An 18,264-nucleotide genomic window follows, 5' to 3' on the forward strand; every position below is an offset into this window, starting at 1 on the left:
GAATCAGGGGAAGTCAACAGGCACTTCCCATATTAGCTATACTTAGCAGGGCACCTCTTCGCCATTTTTCTCAGATTATGCGTGCATGGTTGCACATCAGGTTTTAGAACCCGGATAACAATATTGACGCCCGGAAAGCGCTCTTCTTTTAGACAATCATAACAGTCCAGTAATAACTCTGATAAGGGCCTGAATGATGGAAGTTTTCCTTGAGAGAATGAAAGATGAATGGGCGCAGTTAATCACCGAAACTGCTCCCGATATCCGCGTCCTCACCGCCGGGATTGCGCAGCAACATGCAGAGATGTTAAGCCGTGAATTTTATCGCATTGTTCTCGCCGATCCTCACGCGGAAGAATATCTGACGAATGAGCAGGTGGAAAAGCATCTGACGCACTCGCTACAGCTGTGGGTGCAGGAGGTGCTCTCCTGTCCTGCTGAAAATATTGACCAGGCAATAAAGACGCAGCACCGTGTTGCTGAAGTGCATTCGCGTATCGGTATTCCGGTGGAACTGGTTGAGATGGGTTTTCGCGTCCTGAAAAAGCTGCTATTTCCGGTTATTAATATCAGCCAGCTTAAACCAGAAGAGAAACTCGCTATCTATCATTTTGCGATTAATAGTATCGATCTTTCAATGGAAGTGATGTCGCGGGCCTTTTCGTTTATTGAGAGCAGTTCCGGTAAAGAAGATGAAAACTATCGCATCTTCTCGCTGCTGGAAAATGCAGAAGAGGAAAAAGAGCGTCAGATTGCCGCTCTCCTTACATGGGAGATGGATATTGTTTACAAGGTCATGCTGAATTCCGACCTTGGAAATAGCCTGCCGCTTAGCCAGGCGGAGTTTGGTCTGTGGTTTAATCATAAAGGCCGTCATTATTTTAGTGGTATAGCTGAGGTAGGGCACATTTCCAGACTTATCAAGGGGTTTGATGAGCTTTTCTGGGAGACGCGCATGTCGCCCCGCGCGCTGACCAATAAAACGCTACGGGTTCAGTTTCTGCTGCAGACGCGAAATACACAGTCGCAGATCATTACCTTGCTTCGTGAGCTCTTTGATAAGGTGTCACGACATGAGGTAGGTATGGATGTTCTGACAAAACTGCTTAACCGCCGTTTCCTGCCCACGATTTTTAAGCGGGAAATTGCCCACGCTAATCGTGCGCACACGCCCTTATCTATGCTGATCATTGACGTAGATAAATTTAAAGAGATCAATGATACCTGGGGGCACAACACTGGCGATGAGATATTACGGAATGTCTCGCAGGCCTTTTACGATAACGTTCGCAGCAGCGATTATGTTTTTCGTTATGGCGGTGATGAGTTCCTGATTATATTAACTGAATTGACCGAAGTTGATACCTTGCGTATTGCTGAACGAATCCGTGTTCGCGTAGAGAAAATCCGTATTAAATCACCCACTGGCGAAAATATACCCCTTTCCCTTTCGATAGGTGCAGCCATGTTCAACGGTCACCCGGATTATGAACGATTAATTCAGAGTGCTGATGAGGCCCTGTACATCGCCAAACGGCGGGGGCGTAACTGCGTAGAGTTGTGGAGAGATACGCAGTAAAAAACGCCGCTCCCTGTCATGAGAAGGTGAATAATGAAAGCCATTGAACAGACACAGCATGATGACGGTATACTTTTCCCTGCTCTTGAACAAAATATGATGGCGGTGGTGCTGATTGATGAAAAGGATCGGATCCTGTTCTTCAATGCCGCCGCGGAGAAATTATGGGGCTACGCTAAAGGCGACGTGCTGGGTAAAAATGTGTCTATGCTGGTGCCGCGTTCTTTACGCAGCAAGCACAGCGGGTATATTCAACATAATCGTCAGGGTGGGGAGCCGCGGGTCGTCGGCATGAGCCGTGACTTACTGCTTGAGAAGAAAGACGGCAGTATCATCTGGTCACGTTTTTCTCTGTCGAAAGTGAATACGCAGGGAAAAATTTATTATCTGGCGCTGGCCCGTGACGTCAGCGCGGAAGTAGAACAAAGAGAGCAAAAACGGCTGCTCATCATTGCGGTAGACCATATCGATCGGCCCGTTGTCGTACTGGATGTCCGGCGGCGTATTGTCCAGTTTAATCAGTCGTTTACTGAAATGTTTGGCTTTCAGCTTAATGAAGCGACCGGACAATTGCCTGACACATTACTCCGCTTTTCAGCACAGCCAGCCGATAACCTTTTACGCATGCAGCAAATGCTGTGGCAAGGCCGACGCGATCAGGGTGAGTTTCTGGTTCATAATCGGGCAGACGAACAGATTTGGGTCAAAGCGTCTATTAATCCCGTGCTCGATGAAGAGGGTAATCTGCAAAATCTGGTAATGACATTCTCAGATATTACTGAGGATCGCCAAATCCGCGAACTTGAATTGAATGTGCTGGCCGCAATGTGTAGTACATTAACCTTTGAAGAGGTCGGTAATATTATTTGTCACAATATTGAGTCGGTGATTAAAGATGCGCATGTCAGTTTATATACGCTGACAAATAATGTACCTCAACGCTGGGCGTCGTCCTCCGAAAAAAATTAAGTCATCAATCGACAGGGCATTTATTAACGCTGCGCCAGAAAGATGGCACGGAGACGGGGAGGTTAATTATTCGCTTTGTACCCGGCAGAGAAACGCGCGCTTTTATCGAACGGGTGGCGGATATCAGCCAGCATCTTGCTGCACTGGCGCTTGAGCAGGAAAATAGCCGCCAGCGTATTGAACACCTTATTATGTTTGATCCCCTGACCGGTCTGCCGAATCGGAACAGTTTGCACGACTATCTGGATCAGCCTCGTGCCAACGCTGAGCACTGGGCTCCTGTCCTCTTCCTCATCAATGTGGATCATTTTTACGACGTCATCGACAGTCACGGCTATGCCGAGGCGGAACATGCGTTGTTAAAAGTGGTCAATCGCATCTGCAATCGGCTCAGACCTGGTCAATTCCTTAGCCGCACGGACAGTACCAAATTCGTGCTGGTCAGTGATGACAACAACGTCGACAGCATTATTCAGCAGGCGGAAGAGTTGCGTGCCGCTGTTGCCCTTCCCGTGCAGGTAAACGATGCGGAAATCGCCTTGTCTTTGAGTATTGGTATCAGCCACGAAGCGGGAAAACATCGGGACTATTTACTTTCGACGGCCCACTACGCGATGGACTATATCCGTAAAACGGGCGGCAACGGCTGGCAGTTTTTCAACCAGGAAATGAACCGGAAAGCGACGGAGCGGCAACAGATGAGCGCCGCGCTTAAACGGGCCATTACCGACAATCGCCTTCGTCTCGTTTATCAACCGCAGATCCTGGCGGATAGCGGGGCATTGTATGGTTTCGAGGCGCTTCTTCGCTGGAATGACCCGGTACATGGGGAGGTGCCGCCGTCTCGTTTTATCCCGCTTGCCGAAGAGGTAGGGGAAATTGAGAACATTGGTCAGTGGGTGTTCCGTGAAGCCTGTCGGCAACTGGCCGAATGGAACAGCATGTCGCTCGCCATCCCAACCATCTCGGTCAACCTGTCCGCGCTCCATTTTCGTAGTAACCAGCTCCCCGATCAGGTATCCCATGCGCTGGAGGCGTTCGCAATCAAAGGCGAACAGATAATCGTCGAGATCACCGAAAGCATGATGATGGAACAAAATGAGGAAATCATTGGCCGTATCCAGCGGTTACGCGATATGGGGGTGGGGCTGTCAATCGATGATTTTGGCACGGGGTTTTCCGGGCTTTCGAAGCTGGTGACGCTACCCGTGACAGAAATTAAAATCGACAGAAGCTTTGTCGCACAATCGCTGAAAGAGGAGCGTATCCGTTTTCTGCTGGAATCTATTACGCGGATTGGCCAGAGCTTTAACCTGAACGTGGTGGCCGAAGGGGTAGAAAATAAAGAGCAGCTCCAGTTACTGCGTAAACTTCGCTGCCCGGTAATTCAGGGATATTTCTATTCGAAACCCCTTCCAGCAGACCAGATCCCTGAATGGTATCGCGCGGTTCTGCCGGGTTACGCTGACTTGTCTGGCGAGTAAGCGCACTGCCGTGCCTTTCTCTTATGTTCACCCTCTCCACAGAAAGGGTGAACAGGGCGCGTCAGCTATTTGCCTCCACGGCAAACGCTTTATCCAGCTTGCTGAACCCCAGCCCGTTGACCTTTCTGACCTTAATCTGCACCGGAATGCGCTCTTTCATCGCCTCGACGTGGCTAATGACGCCAATCGTCTTGCCGGTGGCGTTGAGGGCGTCCAGCGCGTCGAGCGCGGTGTCCAGCGTTTCGCTATCCAGCGTGCCGAAGCCTTCATCAAGGAACAGGGAGTCGATACGCGTTTTATGGCTCACCAGGTCCGACAGGGCCAGCGCCAGCGCAAGGCTCACCAGGAAGCTTTCGCCGCCGGAAAGGGTACGGGTGTCGCGCACCGCATCCGCCTGCCACGTATCCACCACTTCCAGCTCCAGCGCCTCGCTGGCTTTGCGTTTGAGCAGATAGCGCCCGTGCAGCCGGGTCAGCTGATTATTGGCCAGCCATACCAGGTTATCCAGGGTCAGCCCCTGAGCGAATTTGCGGAATTTGTCCCCCTCCCTGGAGCCAATCAGGGCATTGAGGTGGCCCCAGTCTTCGCAGCGCGCCGACGTGTGTTCGATCTGCTCCATCAGTGCCGACAGACGCTGGCGGTTATCCGCATCCTGTTTCAACTGCTGGCGATACTCGCCCTGGCGGGAGGCGTTGTCGCGTAGCTGCTGCGCTAGCGCGGCAAGGATCTCGCGGCACTGTTCTACCGTCAGGTCCGCGCTCATGGCCGCAGGAGGCTGCGCCAGGTGGGCATTCAGCGTCTGCTGTGCGCTGGCGACCAGGGTTTGCGCCTGCTGGCAATGCGTCTCAAGCTGCTGGCGAAGCTGTTCAAGTCGGGTACGCTCGCTATCGTCAAGCAGCGCATCAACAAAAGCCTGCTGGTCGGCAAAGGGGCTTTGCGCCAGCGCGTCGGCAAACTGTTTTTCCAGCGCCTCAAGCCGTTCGCGTTCGGCAACACGCTGCTGCTGTAGCGTCTGCCACTGGCTCTGTAGCGATACACAGTCGTTATGCACCTGCCGCCAGTTCTCCAGCGCGACGGGCTGGCTGTTTTCTGTCTCTGGCTCGTCAGGCAGCGTGTCCAGAAGGGGCATAAGCTGCGCAATACGGTCGTGCAGGGCGGTAAACGCCGTCTGCTTTTCCTGCCACAGCTGCGCTTCGCGGGTCCGTTCCGCCAGCCACTGGGCCTCTTCCCCCTCCGGCGGCAGCGTCAGGTTCAGCGGCGCAAGCAGGGCGGCAAGGTGGGCGCGACGGCTGGCGGCAGCCTGCTGATACTGGGCGGCCTGCTGGTGCAGTTCGTTGAGCTGGGCTTGTAACGTCTGGCGCTGGCTTAACTGATAGAGCTGGTGCTCATAAGCGTCCTGGGCGGCCTGCCAGCTGGCGATCTCCTGCTCCGGTTGCAGGGTAATACCCAGCTCGTCGCATACCTGCGCCCACGCCTGGCGCAGCGTTTGCTCATCCTGCTGGAGGGTTTTTGCTTCCAGCTCGTCCTTCTCATAGCGCTCCGCCAGCGCTTTCAGCCGCTCGCCCAGGGCGATTCCCGCCTCTTTTACCTGGCGGACGTCGAGATCCAGCGCGTCGCGCCGGGCGTGATTGACCCCCGGCACAATCGCCTGATAAGCGGCAATGGCGGGGTGCTCAGTCGACCCGCAAAGGGGACAGGGTTGCCCGGCCTGCAGGCGCGCGCGCTCATTTTCCAGACTGTGGATACGGTCTTCCAGTTCGCATACGGTGCGCACTTCGCTCAACAGCTGGTTTTTTTCTTTGTACAGCGCGCGCTTGACGGCGAGTTCAGCGGCGAGCTTTTCCTGCTCCGTTTTCAGCTCGGCCAGGCTCTGCTGGCGCTGAACGAGCTGCTTTTGCAGCGGCGCGAAGCGGGCATGCAGCGCCAGAAGTTGTTGGCGTAGCGGGCGGTGCTGCGTACAGAGCGCCATCGCCGCTGCCACCTCCTCTGCGCTCATCTCCAGCGAGACGGCCATCAGGCCCCGCAGTTTTTGCTCGCTCTGTGCGATGCGCGTCTGCAGCGCCTGCCAGGGTTTTTTATCCTCTTCCTGCTGATTGAGCATGGCGCGCCAGCCTGCCAGCTCGCTCTGCCAGCGCTCGAAACGGGCGTTTTCCGTAAGCCACTGTTTAACGACGCTCTGCTCGGTCATTAGCTGCCCCTGCTGCTGTAGGGCGCTTGCGCGAATGCGGCTGCGCACGGCGCGGCTGGCAAGTAAGCGAGCATTTACTTCTTCACTCTGCTGTTGGCTGCGCTGCCATAAGGCGCGCTGCTCCTGCATTCTTTCCCACACCGGGCGCAGCAGCAGGGCGGGCTGGGCGCGTTCGAGCAGGGTTAACTGCGGCTGTGCCCCGGCGAGCGCCTGTACGGCCTGTTCGTGGCCTGCCTGCGCGCTGTTGCACGCCGCCTGCAGTTCCTGGCGACGCGCCAGCCAGGTGTGACGGGCCTGGGCCTGCTGCTGTTCGGCAAGCAGGCGGCGCTCTTCGTCAGTAAGCGCCTGCAAACCTGCATTGAGGGCGTCACGCTGCTCATCGCTGAACAGGGCCACGCCTTCGGCCTGGGTTTGCAGCTTATCCAGCTCGTGGCGCGCGGCTTTATGTTTTTCAAACACATCGGCGGAGATAAGGCCGTAGATCTCGGTGCCGGTCAGCTCTTCAAGCAGCTCGGCCCGCTCTTTGGGTTTCGCATTAAGGAAGGCGGCAAATTGCCCCTGAGAGAGCAGCATCGAACGGGTGAAGCGGCCATAGTCCAGTCCGGTTAAGGTGGCGGTCAGATCCAGCTTATCTTTGACCTTGTCGGCAAGGATCTTACCGTCGGCGCACAGCGCCAGTTCCACACGCGGCGCCTGTAAATTGCCGTCTGCCTGGCCGCGCGCGCGGGTCTGGCTCCAGAAGGCGCGATAGGCGACCCCTTTGACCTCAAACTCCACCTCCGCCAGGCAGTCGGCGGTGTCGCGGGTCATCAGATCGTTTTGCGACTGTGAAACGGTGTTCAGGCGCGGGGTTTCGTGATAAAGCGCCAGGCAGATGGCGTCCAGCAGGCTGGTTTTCCCCGCACCCGTTGGCCCCGTAATCGCAAACAGGCCGTTGCTGGCGAACGGCTCGGCGGTGAAATCAATTTTCCATTCGCCTTTCAGGGAGTTGATGTTTTTCAGGCGCAGGCTGAGGATTTTCATAGGTCGCGCTCCTCCAGGCTGTACAGGGTTTCACGAAACAGCCCTTCAAGACGGGTCTGCTGTGCTGCGTCCAGCTCTTCGAGCGCCAGTCGGCGGGCGAACACCTCTTCTACTTTCAGCTCGCTTAAGGTCTCGCGCTGTTCGCCGGCCATGATACGCTCCCGCTGTTCGCGGCTGCGGCGTACCAGCAGTACTTCAACCGGCAGTTCAGCGGTCATCTGCTGGATTTTACGCTGGATATTGCCGAGATAATCCTCGCTGACGATTTCGATATCCAGCCAGACCGGGGGCTGGGACGGGGCGTGTCGCCACTGTTCAAGCTGGCTTTCAATGGACGCCAGATCGCCTTTTATTACCGCCAACGGCTGGGTAACCGGCACTTCCAGCTCGGTAACCTCTGCCAGCGCGCCGTTTTCGAATGTCACCAGGTTGACGCATTTGCGCCTGCCGGTTTCGTCAAAGCTCAGTGCGATGGGGGATCCGCAGTAGCGAATATGCGTCTGTCCGCCAATTTTCTGCGGGCGATGAATATGGCCCAGCGCAATATACTCAACGGGCGGGAAGTGCTGCGCCGGGAACGCGTCCAGCGTGCCGATATAGATTTCACGAACCGCGTCGCTTTTGCTTGCGCCGACGGTCGTTAAATGGCCGCTGGCGATAATCGGTAACGGGCGGTCGCCGCGCAGCGCGCAGGCCGCCTCATACTGTTGCTGATAATAGTCGGTGATGGCGGTCAGCAACTGGCGCTGCTTCTGCTGTCCGGATAGCCCGGCCTGGCTGGTGACGATGTCGCGCGGGCGTAAAAAGGGCACCGGGCAGAACACCGCCCCCGGCGAGCCGTCGCGCAGGGGCAGGAGGAACGGCGTCGCGCCTGCGGCGGCAACAACGGTGGTTTTCAGCCACGCCAGGATATCTTTAGACTCATTGAGCATGGCGACGGAGTCATGGTTGCCCGCCAGCACCACCAGCTGGCAGCCGGTTTGCTGCAGGTTCACCACAAAGCGGTTATAGAGTTCGCGGGCATAGCTGGGCGGGGAACCGGTATCGAAGATATCGCCCGCGACGATGATCGCGTCCACCTGCTGCTCTTGCGCGGTTTTCAGCAGCCAGTTGAGAAAGGCGTCATGTTCGGCGGCGCGGCTTTTGCTGTAAAAATTCTGACCGAGATGCCAGTCTGAGGTATGAATAATGCGCATAGCGGTTCCATAGCAAAAAAGCGTGAACGGGATTATAACATTCAGAAGCGGGCGAGCCGCCAGCGAAAGCGCCGACCGCTGTCATAAAACAACGGCTTGGGTCATCTGTTGGTCATTTGTTTCATAAATCTGTCACAAAAGTGACGCATACTGGCGCCGCGATTGACTGATGACTTAATTAAACAGGGCAAATTATGGCAAGACGCATTCTGGTCGTGGAAGATGAAGCGCCAATTCGTGAGATGGTGTGCTTTGTACTCGAGCAAAACGGTTTTCAGCCTGTCGAAGCGGAAGATTATGACAGCGCGGTGAATCAACTTAATGAACCCTGGCCCGATCTCATTTTGCTCGACTGGATGCTGCCCGGCGGTTCAGGCATTCAGTTTATTAAACATCTTAAGCGCGAAGCCATGACCCGCGATATTCCGGTGATGATGCTGACCGCGCGCGGCGAGGAAGAGGACCGCGTACGCGGCCTGGAGACCGGCGCCGATGATTACATCACCAAACCCTTTTCGCCAAAAGAGCTGGTGGCGCGTATCAAAGCCGTGATGCGCCGCATCTCCCCTATGGCCGTGGAAGAGGTGATTGAGATGCAGGGGCTCAGCCTCGATCCCAGTTCGCACCGGGTGATGACCGGCGAAAACCCGCTGGACATGGGGCCGACGGAGTTTAAGCTGTTGCACTTCTTTATGACCCACCCGGAACGCGTCTACAGCCGCGAGCAGCTGCTGAACCACGTCTGGGGAACCAACGTCTATGTAGAAGACAGGACAGTGGACGTGCATATTCGCCGCCTGCGTAAAGCGCTGGAACACAGCGGTCACGACCGCATGGTGCAAACCGTTCGCGGCACGGGCTACCGTTTTTCGGCCCGATTCTAAAATTCAAAGGAGTGTGACGCGTGCTGGAACGGCTGTCATGGAAAAGGCTGGTACTCGAACTCGTTCTGTGTTGTCTACCGGCCGCGCTGCTGGGGGCATTTTTTGGGTATCTGCCGTGGTTTTTACTGGTGGCGGTAACCGGGCTGCTCGCGTGGCATTTCTGGAATCTGATGCGGCTGTCGTGGTGGCTGTGGGTTGATAAAAGCATGACGCCGCCGCCGGGCAAAGGCAGCTGGGAGCCGCTGTTGTACGGCCTGCACCAGATGCAGATGCGTAACAAAAAGCGCCGTCGCGAGCTGGGAAACCTGATCAAGCGGTTTCGCAGCGGCGCGGAGTCGTTGCCTGACGCGGTGGTGCTCACCACCGAAGAGGGGGCGATTTTCTGGTGTAACGGCCTGGCGCAACAGCTGCTGAATTTGCGCTGGCCGGATGATAACGGCCAGAATATCCTCAACCTGCTGCGCTACCCTGAATTTACCCGCTATCTGAAAACGCAGGACTTTTCCCGCCCGCTGCATCTGGTGCTCAACAATGGCCGCCACCTTGAATTTCGCGTCATGCCCTACAGCGAGCAGCAATTGCTGATGGTCGCGCGGGACGTAACGCAGATGCACCAGCTTGAAGGGGCGCGCCGCAACTTCTTCGCCAACGTCAGCCATGAGCTTCGCACGCCGTTGACGGTATTGCAGGGCTACCTGGAGATGATGCAGGAGCAGACGCTGGAAGGGCCGCCGCGCGATAAAGCGCTGCACACGATGCGCGAGCAGACATCGCGTATGGAAGGGCTGGTTAAGCAGCTGCTTACCCTGTCGAAAATTGAAGCCGCCCCCACGCTGCCGCCTAATGAGGTCATCGACGTGCCGATGATGCTGCGGGTAGTAGAGCGGGAAGCGCAGACCCTGAGCCAGAAAAAGCAGACTTTTGAATTCGAGGTCGACCCCGCGCTTAAGGTCATGGGCAATGACGAGCAGCTACGCAGCGCCGTTTCCAACCTGGTGTATAACGCGGTGAACCATACGCCTGCGGGCACCCACATTACCGTGCGCTGGCAGCAGGTGCCGCAGGGGGCGCAGTTCAGCGTTGAAGATAACGGGCCGGGCATTGCCGCCGAGCATATTCCGCGCCTGACGGAGCGTTTTTATCGTGTCGACAAGGCCCGCTCCCGGCAGACCGGCGGCAGCGGCCTGGGGCTGGCGATTGTAAAACACGCGCTCAATCATCACGATGCCCGCCTTGAAATTGACAGTACCCCCGGCAAAGGCACCCGTTTTAGCTTTGTCCTGCCTGAACGGCTGGTTGCGAAGCTTTAACCCGCCCGGTTTTCCACTTCTCCCTTAACGGGAGGGGCCGGGTAAAGGTATCAGGCTCTCGGGCTTGATACCGCTGCCTTGGCTGTCAGCTTTTCTTTCCATTCACGCCAGTTGTGCTGTTTTTGCCGTTTCGCGCCCGCTGTTTTGGCGGGTGAAGATCGCTTTGCCTGTTTTTTGTTCGCATGATTAGCCATCTGTTTTTTCTCAACGCAGTACGATCGTCTTGTTCGAAAGCAATAACTGGCATAACTCTCTGGTTTTGCGATCCCATATTGCCTTTAAACGTTATAAGCGTTTAAATTGCGCCCCGTCCGTCGTCAGACCGACTGTTTTTGCGTGGAAAATCGAAAAACTATTCTCCGCCACGCAGAGCGGGAAGTATTTCCCGCTGCGTTTTACGGTTATTTCCGCCTGATTGTTCCGTAGAAAAAAGGCGAAAATTTCAACACTTACACCACCACATCCACAGGCAGTAAACGTTTATGACCCATCGTTTAAAACCACGAGACATTGTTGCTCTGGGCTTTATGACTTTTGCGCTGTTCGTCGGCGCAGGCAATATTATTTTCCCACCGATGGTGGGGTTACAGGCAGGCGAACACGTCTGGACCGCCGCTATTGGCTTTCTTATTACCGCCGTGGGCCTGCCTGTGTTGACCGTGGTGGCGCTGGCGAAAGTGGGCGGCGGAGTGGACAGCCTGAGCACGCCAATCGGTAAAGTGGCTGGCGTTCTGCTGGCGACGGTCTGCTATCTGGCGGTTGGCCCGCTGTTTGCGACGCCGCGTACCGCGACCGTTTCGTTTGAGGTGGGCATTGCCCCTCTGACCGGTGACGGCACGCTGCCGCTGCTTATCTACAGCGTGATTTACTTTACGCTGGTGATCCTGATTTCGCTCTATCCGGGCAAGCTGCTGGATACCGTGGGCAATTTCCTTGCGCCGCTGAAAATTATCGCGCTGATTATTTTGTCGGTTGCGGCGATTGTCTGGCCTGTTGGCCCCATCAGCCACGCGATGGAAGCTTACCAGCACGCGGCGTTTTCTAACGGTTTTGTGAATGGCTACCTGACCATGGATACCCTGGGTGCGATGGTCTTCGGTATCGTTATTGTTAACGCGGCGCGTTCACGCGGCGTTACCGAAGCGCGTCTGCTGACCCGCTATACCGTCTGGGCGGGCCTGATGGCGGGCGTCGGCCTGACGCTGCTCTATCTGGCCCTGTTCCGTCTTGGTTCAGATAGCTCGACGCTGGTGGATCAGTCAGCCAACGGCGCGGCTATCCTGCATGCTTACGTTGCCCATACGTTTGGCGGCGCGGGCAGCTTCCTGCTGGCAGCGCTGATTTTCCTCGCCTGTCTGGTGACGGCGGTGGGCCTGACCTGCGCCTGCGCCGAGTTCTTCGCCCAGTATCTGCCGCTCTCTTACCGCACGCTGGTGTTTATTCTCGGCATTTTCTCGATGGCGGTATCGAATCTGGGGCTGAGCCACCTGATTCAGATCTCCATTCCGGTGCTGACGATGATCTACCCGCCCTGTATCGCACTGGTGGTATTAAGCTTTACCCGTCAGTGGTGGCATAATTCGACCCGCGTTATTGCTCCGGCAATGTTTATCAGCCTGCTGTTTGGCGTGCTGGACGGCATTAAAGCCTCGGCCTTTAGCGGTGTGCTTCCCGTCTGGACCCAGCGTCTGCCGCTGGCGGAGCAGGGGCTGGCCTGGCTGATGCCGACGCTGGTGATGGTGATTCTGGCCGCGGTCTGGGATCGCGTCGCCGGTCGCCAGGTGACCTCCAGCGCACATTGATTCGCAGTGTGGTAACATTTGCCAACCACGGGGCTTACGGCCCCGTGGTTTTTTGTTTTTAATTTTTACATCCTGGAACGGGACACCATGGAAAGCACAAACAAGCTAAAGCGGGGGCTAAGCACCCGACACATCCGCTTTATGGCCCTCGGCTCGGCAATTGGCACCGGGCTTTTTTATGGCTCCGCCGACGCGATTAAAATGGCGGGCCCCAGCGTGCTGCTGGCCTATATCATCGGCGGCGCGGCAGCCTATATCATCATGCGCGCGCTGGGCGAAATGTCGGTGCATAACCCTTCCGCCAGCTCCTTTTCGCGCTACGCTCAGGACTATCTTGGCCCGCTGGCGGGCTACATCACCGGGTGGACCTACTGTTTTGAAATCCTGATTGTGGCGATTGCCGATGTCACCGCGTTCGGCATCTATATGGGCGTCTGGTTTCCTGCCGTGCCGCACTGGATCTGGGTATTGAGCGTTGTGCTGATTATCTGCGCCATTAACCTGATGAGCGTGAAGGTGTTTGGCGAGCTGGAGTTCTGGTTCTCTTTCTTTAAAGTCGCCACCATTATCATCATGATTGTTGCCGGGTTCGGCATCATTATCTGGGGGATCGGCAACGGCGGCCAGCCGACAGGCATTCATAACCTGTGGAGCAACGGCGGCTTCTTTAGCAACGGCTGGCTGGGTATGGTGATGTCCTTACAGATGGTGATGTTCGCCTACGGCGGAATCGAGATCATCGGCATCACCGCCGGTGAGGCGAAAGACCCTGAAAAATCCATTCCCCGCGCCATTAACTCTGTGCCGATGCGTATTCTGGTGTTCTATGTGGGTACGCTGTTCGTGATTATGTCCATCTACCCGTGGAACCAGGTGGGCACCAACGGCAGCCCGTTTGTGCTGACTTTCCAGCATATGGGCATTACCTTCGCCGCCAGTATTCTGAACTTTGTGGTGCTTACCGCTTCGCTGTCAGCCATTAACTCCGATGTTTTCGGCGTGGGGCGTATGCTGCACGGGATGGCGGAGCAGGGCAGCGCGCCGAAGGTGTTCGCTAAAACCTCCCGTCGCGGTATTCCGTGGGTGACGGTGCTGGTGATGACCGTTGCGCTGCTGTTTGCGGTCTATCTGAACTACATCATGCCGGAGAACGTCTTCCTGGTGATCGCCTCGCTGGCGACCTTCGCCACGGTATGGGTGTGGATCATGATTTTGCTGTCGCAAATCGCCTTCCGCCGCCGCCTGCCGCCGGAAGAGGCGAAAGCGCTAAAATTCAAGGTGCCGGGCGGTATTGTCACCACGACGGTGGGCCTGCTGTTCCTTGTCTTCATTATCGCGCTGATTGGTTACCACCCGGATACCCGTATCTCACTGTACGTAGGGTTCACGTGGATAGCGCTGCTGCTGGTGGGCTGGAAGTTCAAGGCAAAGCCGGTGCTGGATAAGTAACAAAATGCCCGGGGCGCGGATGCGCCCCGGGCGACGTGGAGGGAGCTTATTTGCCTGATGAGGCCAAATGCGCTTTAAGCTTCGCAATGCGTTCCTGAACGAAGTCTGATCCAGGATACTTTTTCTCAAGCGCACGATAATAACCCATCGCTTTTTCACCGTCCTGAGCGACGCCGATACCGTAGCCATATATTTTAGCGAGTATACCTAACGCCCCTGTCTCTTCTTCATTTCCTGCCGCTTTATCCAGCCACAACAGCGCCTTATTCATATCTGATTTTGGACTGCGGTATTGCGCATCGCAGCTGGACATGATTTGCTGGCACACCTCAACAGGCAACAGGTCAACCCCCAGCCGGTACTGTGCCTGAACATCGCCAGCCTCCGCGGCCTGTTCGTTGTATTTCCGGAACTTAGGCAGATCTGGCGCAATGACGTCCTTTTTGCCGCTCAGATAGAGCCGGGAGAGCCAGGCAAGCGCATCGCTATTTTTCTGGTTAGCGGCTTTTAACATCCAGGATTCAGCCTGTTTAAATTCAGAACAGCCGTCGTAATAGAGGCCAAGCTGAGTCTGAGCACCAGCGTCGCCTTTTTTCGCCTGCGCTTTCACGTCGTCGGGGTTTTCCAGCAGCTTCATGGCATCGCAACCCGCAGCAATCAGCTTGCCGCTTTTATATTTTTTAATCGACGGCTGGTTGTTAACAAATTTATTAACATCGGATAAGCCAGCGCTCCATTTTTCCAGGATCAATTCGCCGGTTTCCGGATCGTACTGTTTACGCAGGCCGTTTTCAAAGCCCTCTTTATAGGTGGTTTCGAGGATCAACTTACCGGTTGCCTCATCCCACTTTTTGGTCAGCCCGGAGGGCTGATAGCTATCGTAGTGCGCCTCTGAGATTAACTTACCGGTTTTTTCACTCCAGCGTTTCCGGACGCTCCCATCGTTATCCTTGTTATAGATAACTTCGCTTAGCGGACTGCCAGCCTGCGTCCACTTTTTCTCCAGCACGGTCGCGCCGTGGTTATACTCTTCCTCAAGGATCAGCTGGCCGTTTTCAGCCCATTCCTGATGCTTCCCATTTTCTTTGCCGTTCTCGTCATACTGTTTGCTGGAGGCTTGTTTGCCATTTTGATACCACTTTTCAACAGCAATTTTCCGATCGTGTTGATAAGTCTCTTTTGAGATCAGGGTGCCATTTTCAAGATAGTCTTCCTGCAGACCGTCTTGTTTACCCTGCTGGTCATAATGTCTCAGGCTCTGAAGTTGACCACTGGCGTAGTACTCTTTACTGTCGCCGACGGTATGGCCGTCTTTATAGAACTTCTCGGTTTGTACTTTTCCGTCAGCAAAGTAATCAACGTATTTTCCGTCATAGTTGCCCTTAAGGTAGCTGTGCTCACGCAGCAGCTCCCCGTTGCTGCCGTAATGATTGCAGGGGCCGTCTGCATGCTCGCCATCTTTAAAATTGCTTTCGCTTGCTACCGTGCCGTTGTCGTTCCATTCAACGAATTTGCCGTCAGGTTCACCGTTTTTATAGCTAAACTTCTGCGACGGTTTGCCGTTCTTATGCCAGGCCTCAAATTCACCCTGTCGATAACCATTATCGTCATAGGTCAGTTGCGCTGCTTTTTGCCCTGTACGATGCCAGGCGGTGAAGGGGCCGATGAATTTCTGCGAACTGAAATCAGGCGTATCCGTATAGCCTTCAAACGCTTTGGTTTTGCCTTCGCCAGAAAGGTCGAGATTGTCGCCCAGGTACCAACCGGTGACTTTCCAGCTTTTGTCATCTTTGCCTTTGGTTAAGGGCAACCGGATAAAGAAACCGGCGGCGTCAGCGGCGTCTTTACGGTCGACAAGGTAAAGCTGAGAGAGGTTGCCGCCAACCCACAGGATTGAGTCATCAATAACAAACTTGCTGTCGCAAATCTCTTTATTACACACTTCAATTTTACTGGCCATCTGTGAGCCTTTGCTCTCACAAGAGGTCGCGGTAAAACGGAAATAGTACTCGTTTTTCGCTTGTTTCCAGATCTCACGCAGGCGCTTTTCGTAGTTCTCCTGCGACAGTTTTAATGAATCGGCGGTCACGTAAAGGGTGTCCTTACCGCAGGGAGAATCACTGTTGAGATAAATTCTTTCGGCGCTAATCAGTCCGCCTTGCTCATTGAGTGCCCCGCTGGCAACTTTCATCCTCTCGATCTGTGCGACAAACTGAACTGTATCGTTGGCAAAAGCCGTGCCGCCGATCGCCGCCAGCAACGTAAAAGTAAATATATTTAATTTCATTGATCGTCCTTGTCATAAATAATGCATCCTGGTTCGTTGCGGATTCTACCCTGCGTGTGACAAAGACGCGTCCGTGCTGCGCATTATTTCAGATAATGCATGGGGTTTTCGCGTGCGCCCTGGCTCTCACCCCCCCTGAAAGCGCAGAAAAGAGGAGTCGGCGACGGCGCGGTTGTGCAAAAGTGGGAGCCTTTATAACAAAGGGGAAAGTGAATGTTGCATGCCTGGCATCTGCCCGTCGCGCCGTTTGTGAAACAGAATGGCGACCAGTTAGTTATCACTCTCTGGCTTACCGGTAATGCGCTGCCGACGCGCGTTACGCTGCGCACGGAAATCGATAATGAAGAGACCTCGGTGCCGATGCGCCGCGTGCGCCTTTCCCCCCAGCCGGGCGTGACGGCCTGGCGAGGGGCGATTTCGCTCGCCAGCGGGCAGGCCCGCCGCCGTTACAGCTTTAAACTACTGTGGCAGGACAGGCAGCAGTGGTTTACCCCGCAGGGGCTGTGCGCTTTTCCCCCGGCAAGGCTGGAGCAATTTGCGCTGGATTGCCCGGATGACGGCCCGCAGTGGGTCGCCGACCAGGTCTTTTACCAGATCTTTCCCGACCGATTCGCCCGCAGCCGCCACTATCATGTGGCGCAGGAGGCCTATTACCACCATGCCGCCGGGCGCGATATCGTGCTGCGTGAGTGGGACGAGCCGCTGACCGGCGAGGCGGGCGGCTCAACCTTCTATGGCGGCACTCTCGACGGCATTAGCGAAAAGCTGCCGTACCTGCGCAGGCTGGGGGTGACCGCGCTCTATCTGAATCCGGTGTTTGTCGCCCCCAGCGTGCATAAATACGATACCGAAGACTATCGCCACGTTGACCCGCGCTTTGGCGGCGACGAAGCGCTGCTACGCCTGCGACAAAATACACGCCGTCTTGGCATGAAGCTGGTGCTGGACGGCGTCTTCAACCATAGCGGCGACTCCCACGCCTGGTTCGACAGGCATAATCGCGGCACGTCCGGCGCCTGCCATAATCCCGGTTCCGCCTGGCGGACATGGTATAGCTTTAACGAAGATGGTACCGCCCGCGACTGGCTTGGCTACCCCAGCCTGCCCAAGCTGGATTACCAGTCGCCCACCCTGGTGGACGAGATGTATCAGGGGGAAGAGAGCGTGGTGCGCCACTGGCTCAAGGCGCCCTGGCAGATGGATGGCTGGCGGCTTGATGTGGTGCACATGCTGGGGGAGGCGGGCGGGGCGCGCAATAACTTGCGCCACGTGACGGGTATTACGCGGGCGGCAAAAGAGACGCAGCCTCAGGCCTACGTGGTAGGCGAGCACTTTGGCGATGCGCGCCAGTGGCTGCAGGCGGACGCGGAAGACGCGGCGATGAACTATCGCGGGTTCACCTTTCCCCTATGGGCGTTTCTTGCCAGCAGCGATATTTCTATGGACCCCCAGCGCATCGATGCGCAAACCTGCATGGCCTGGATGGATAATTACCGCGCCGGGCTTTCCCATCAGCAGCAGCTGCGGATGTTTAACCAGCTCGACAGCCACGATACCCCGCGTTTTAAAACGGTGCTGGGCAGGGAGGTGGCGCGCCTGCCGCTGGCGGTGGTCTGGCTCTTTAGCTGGCCTGGCGTACCCTGCATCTATTACGGCGACGAAGTGGGGCTGGACGGCGCGAACGATCCTTTTTGCCGTAAACCTTTTCCCTGGAACAACGCAGATCAGGATGCCGGGCTGCTGGCGCTCTACCAGCGCATGACGCGGCTTCGCAAACGCAGCCGGGCGCTGCGCTATGGCGGCTGTCAGGTGATTTACGCGCAGGAAGATGTGGTGGTGTTTTTACGGCTGTATCAGCAAGAGCATGTCCTGATCGCCATTAACCGGGGAGACGCCTGCGAAGTGGTATTGCCGCCAACACCGCTGCTGAATGTAAAAATGTGGCACGGTAAAGAGGGCAAGGGCACCTTGCAGGGGGATGTTCTATCGCTTCCGGGCATATCGGCAACGGTATGGCAGGGAAATTAAAGCGATAAAGCGCAACGGGATAGCCTGAATGTGACATTTTGTGCCAAAGTATTAGCACGCCCCGG

Annotated in this window: 10 protein-coding genes and 1 pseudogene; 7 read left to right on the top strand and 4 right to left on the bottom strand. The window is 55.9% G+C overall.

Features of this window, described 5'->3' with window-relative positions; genetic code table 11:
- Positions 1 to 196 precede the first annotated feature (196 nt).
- On the top strand, positions 197 to 1,579 hold the full coding sequence (locus tag ENTHG_RS20875; protein ID WP_044184487.1) for a diguanylate cyclase: 1,383 nt from the start codon (positions 197 to 199) through the stop codon (positions 1,577 to 1,579).
- Positions 1,580 to 1,612: 33 nt separating this feature from the next.
- A pseudogene (dosP, locus tag ENTHG_RS20880) lies at positions 1,613 to 4,032 on the top strand (oxygen-sensing cyclic-di-GMP phosphodiesterase DosP).
- Between the two features lie 61 nt (positions 4,033 to 4,093).
- Here dosP and sbcC read toward each other — a convergent pair.
- Both sbcC and sbcD read right to left on the bottom strand, forming a co-directional pair.
- Positions 4,094 to 7,243: an exonuclease subunit SbcC gene (sbcC, locus tag ENTHG_RS20885; RefSeq protein ID WP_044184490.1), complete on the bottom strand. Its 3,150-nt coding sequence runs from the start codon at positions 7,241 to 7,243 to the stop codon at positions 4,094 to 4,096.
- The gene (sbcD, locus tag ENTHG_RS20890) at positions 7,240 to 8,439 is read right to left on the bottom strand and encodes an exonuclease subunit SbcD (protein WP_044184493.1); all 1,200 of its coding nucleotides are present in this window, start codon (positions 8,437 to 8,439) and stop codon (positions 7,240 to 7,242) included. The genes sbcC and sbcD overlap by 4 nt, the downstream gene beginning before the upstream one ends.
- A 194-nt stretch (positions 8,440 to 8,633) precedes the next feature.
- Between sbcD and phoB the strand changes: the two genes are divergently transcribed.
- Together phoB and phoR are read left to right on the top strand one after the other, a co-directional pair.
- Positions 8,634 to 9,323, top strand: coding sequence for a phosphate response regulator transcription factor PhoB (gene phoB, locus ENTHG_RS20895; RefSeq protein WP_044184496.1), 690 nt, complete (start codon positions 8,634 to 8,636; stop codon positions 9,321 to 9,323).
- 20 nt (positions 9,324 to 9,343) lie between these two features.
- The gene (gene phoR, locus ENTHG_RS20900) at positions 9,344 to 10,633 is read left to right on the top strand and encodes a phosphate regulon sensor histidine kinase PhoR (RefSeq protein ID WP_044184499.1); all 1,290 of its coding nucleotides are present in this window, start codon (positions 9,344 to 9,346) and stop codon (positions 10,631 to 10,633) included.
- 50 nt (positions 10,634 to 10,683) lie between these two features.
- Here the strand turns inward: phoR and ENTHG_RS25605 are convergent, their stop codons facing one another.
- Entirely contained in the window at positions 10,684 to 10,827 is a 144-nt protein-coding gene (locus ENTHG_RS25605; protein ID WP_154657540.1) for a hypothetical protein, read from the bottom strand.
- Between the two features lie 288 nt (positions 10,828 to 11,115).
- Between ENTHG_RS25605 and brnQ the strand changes: the two genes are divergently transcribed.
- Both brnQ and proY read left to right on the top strand, forming a co-directional pair.
- Positions 11,116 to 12,435, top strand: a complete 1,320-nt coding sequence (gene brnQ / locus ENTHG_RS20905; RefSeq protein WP_044184502.1) for a branched-chain amino acid transporter carrier protein BrnQ — start codon at positions 11,116 to 11,118, stop codon at positions 12,433 to 12,435.
- An 87-nt stretch (positions 12,436 to 12,522) separates the two neighbouring features.
- On the top strand, positions 12,523 to 13,884 hold the full coding sequence (gene proY / locus ENTHG_RS20910; RefSeq protein WP_044184506.1) for a proline-specific permease ProY: 1,362 nt from the start codon (positions 12,523 to 12,525) through the stop codon (positions 13,882 to 13,884).
- A 46-nt stretch (positions 13,885 to 13,930) separates the two neighbouring features.
- On the opposite strand, the gene ENTHG_RS20915 is transcribed toward proY, so the two are convergent.
- The gene (locus ENTHG_RS20915; protein WP_044184509.1) at positions 13,931 to 16,171 is read right to left on the bottom strand and encodes a hypothetical protein; all 2,241 of its coding nucleotides are present in this window, start codon (positions 16,169 to 16,171) and stop codon (positions 13,931 to 13,933) included.
- A 213-nt stretch (positions 16,172 to 16,384) separates the two neighbouring features.
- Between ENTHG_RS20915 and malZ the strand changes: the two genes are divergently transcribed.
- Complete coding sequence (gene malZ, locus ENTHG_RS20920) at positions 16,385 to 18,199, top strand: maltodextrin glucosidase (protein WP_044184511.1); 1,815 nt, start codon at positions 16,385 to 16,387, stop codon at positions 18,197 to 18,199.
- Positions 18,200 to 18,264 lie beyond the last annotated feature (65 nt).

Source organism: Phytobacter massiliensis JC163 (genome assembly GCF_000321045.1).
GTDB classification, from domain to species: Bacteria; Pseudomonadota; Gammaproteobacteria; order Enterobacterales; family Enterobacteriaceae; genus Phytobacter_A; species Phytobacter_A massiliensis.

Excerpts from the sequence above, each read along its gene's own strand:
- brnQ (WP_044184502.1), top strand. The coding sequence starts at position 11,116 with ATGACCCATCGTTTAAAACCACGAGACATTGTTGCTCTGGGCTTTATG.
- ENTHG_RS25605 (WP_154657540.1), bottom strand. The coding sequence starts at position 10,827 with ATGGCTAATCATGCGAACAAAAAACAGGCAAAGCGATCTTCACCCGCC.
- malZ (WP_044184511.1), top strand. The coding sequence starts at position 16,385 with ATGTTGCATGCCTGGCATCTGCCCGTCGCGCCGTTTGTGAAACAGAAT.
- ENTHG_RS20915 (WP_044184509.1), bottom strand. The coding sequence starts at position 16,171 with ATGAAATTAAATATATTTACTTTTACGTTGCTGGCGGCGATCGGCGGC.
- sbcD (WP_044184493.1), bottom strand. The coding sequence starts at position 8,439 with ATGCGCATTATTCATACCTCAGACTGGCATCTCGGTCAGAATTTTTAC.
- phoB (WP_044184496.1), top strand. The coding sequence starts at position 8,634 with ATGGCAAGACGCATTCTGGTCGTGGAAGATGAAGCGCCAATTCGTGAG.
- ENTHG_RS20875 (WP_044184487.1), top strand. The coding sequence starts at position 197 with ATGGAAGTTTTCCTTGAGAGAATGAAAGATGAATGGGCGCAGTTAATC.
- sbcC (WP_044184490.1), bottom strand. The coding sequence starts at position 7,243 with ATGAAAATCCTCAGCCTGCGCCTGAAAAACATCAACTCCCTGAAAGGC.
- proY (WP_044184506.1), top strand. The coding sequence starts at position 12,523 with ATGGAAAGCACAAACAAGCTAAAGCGGGGGCTAAGCACCCGACACATC.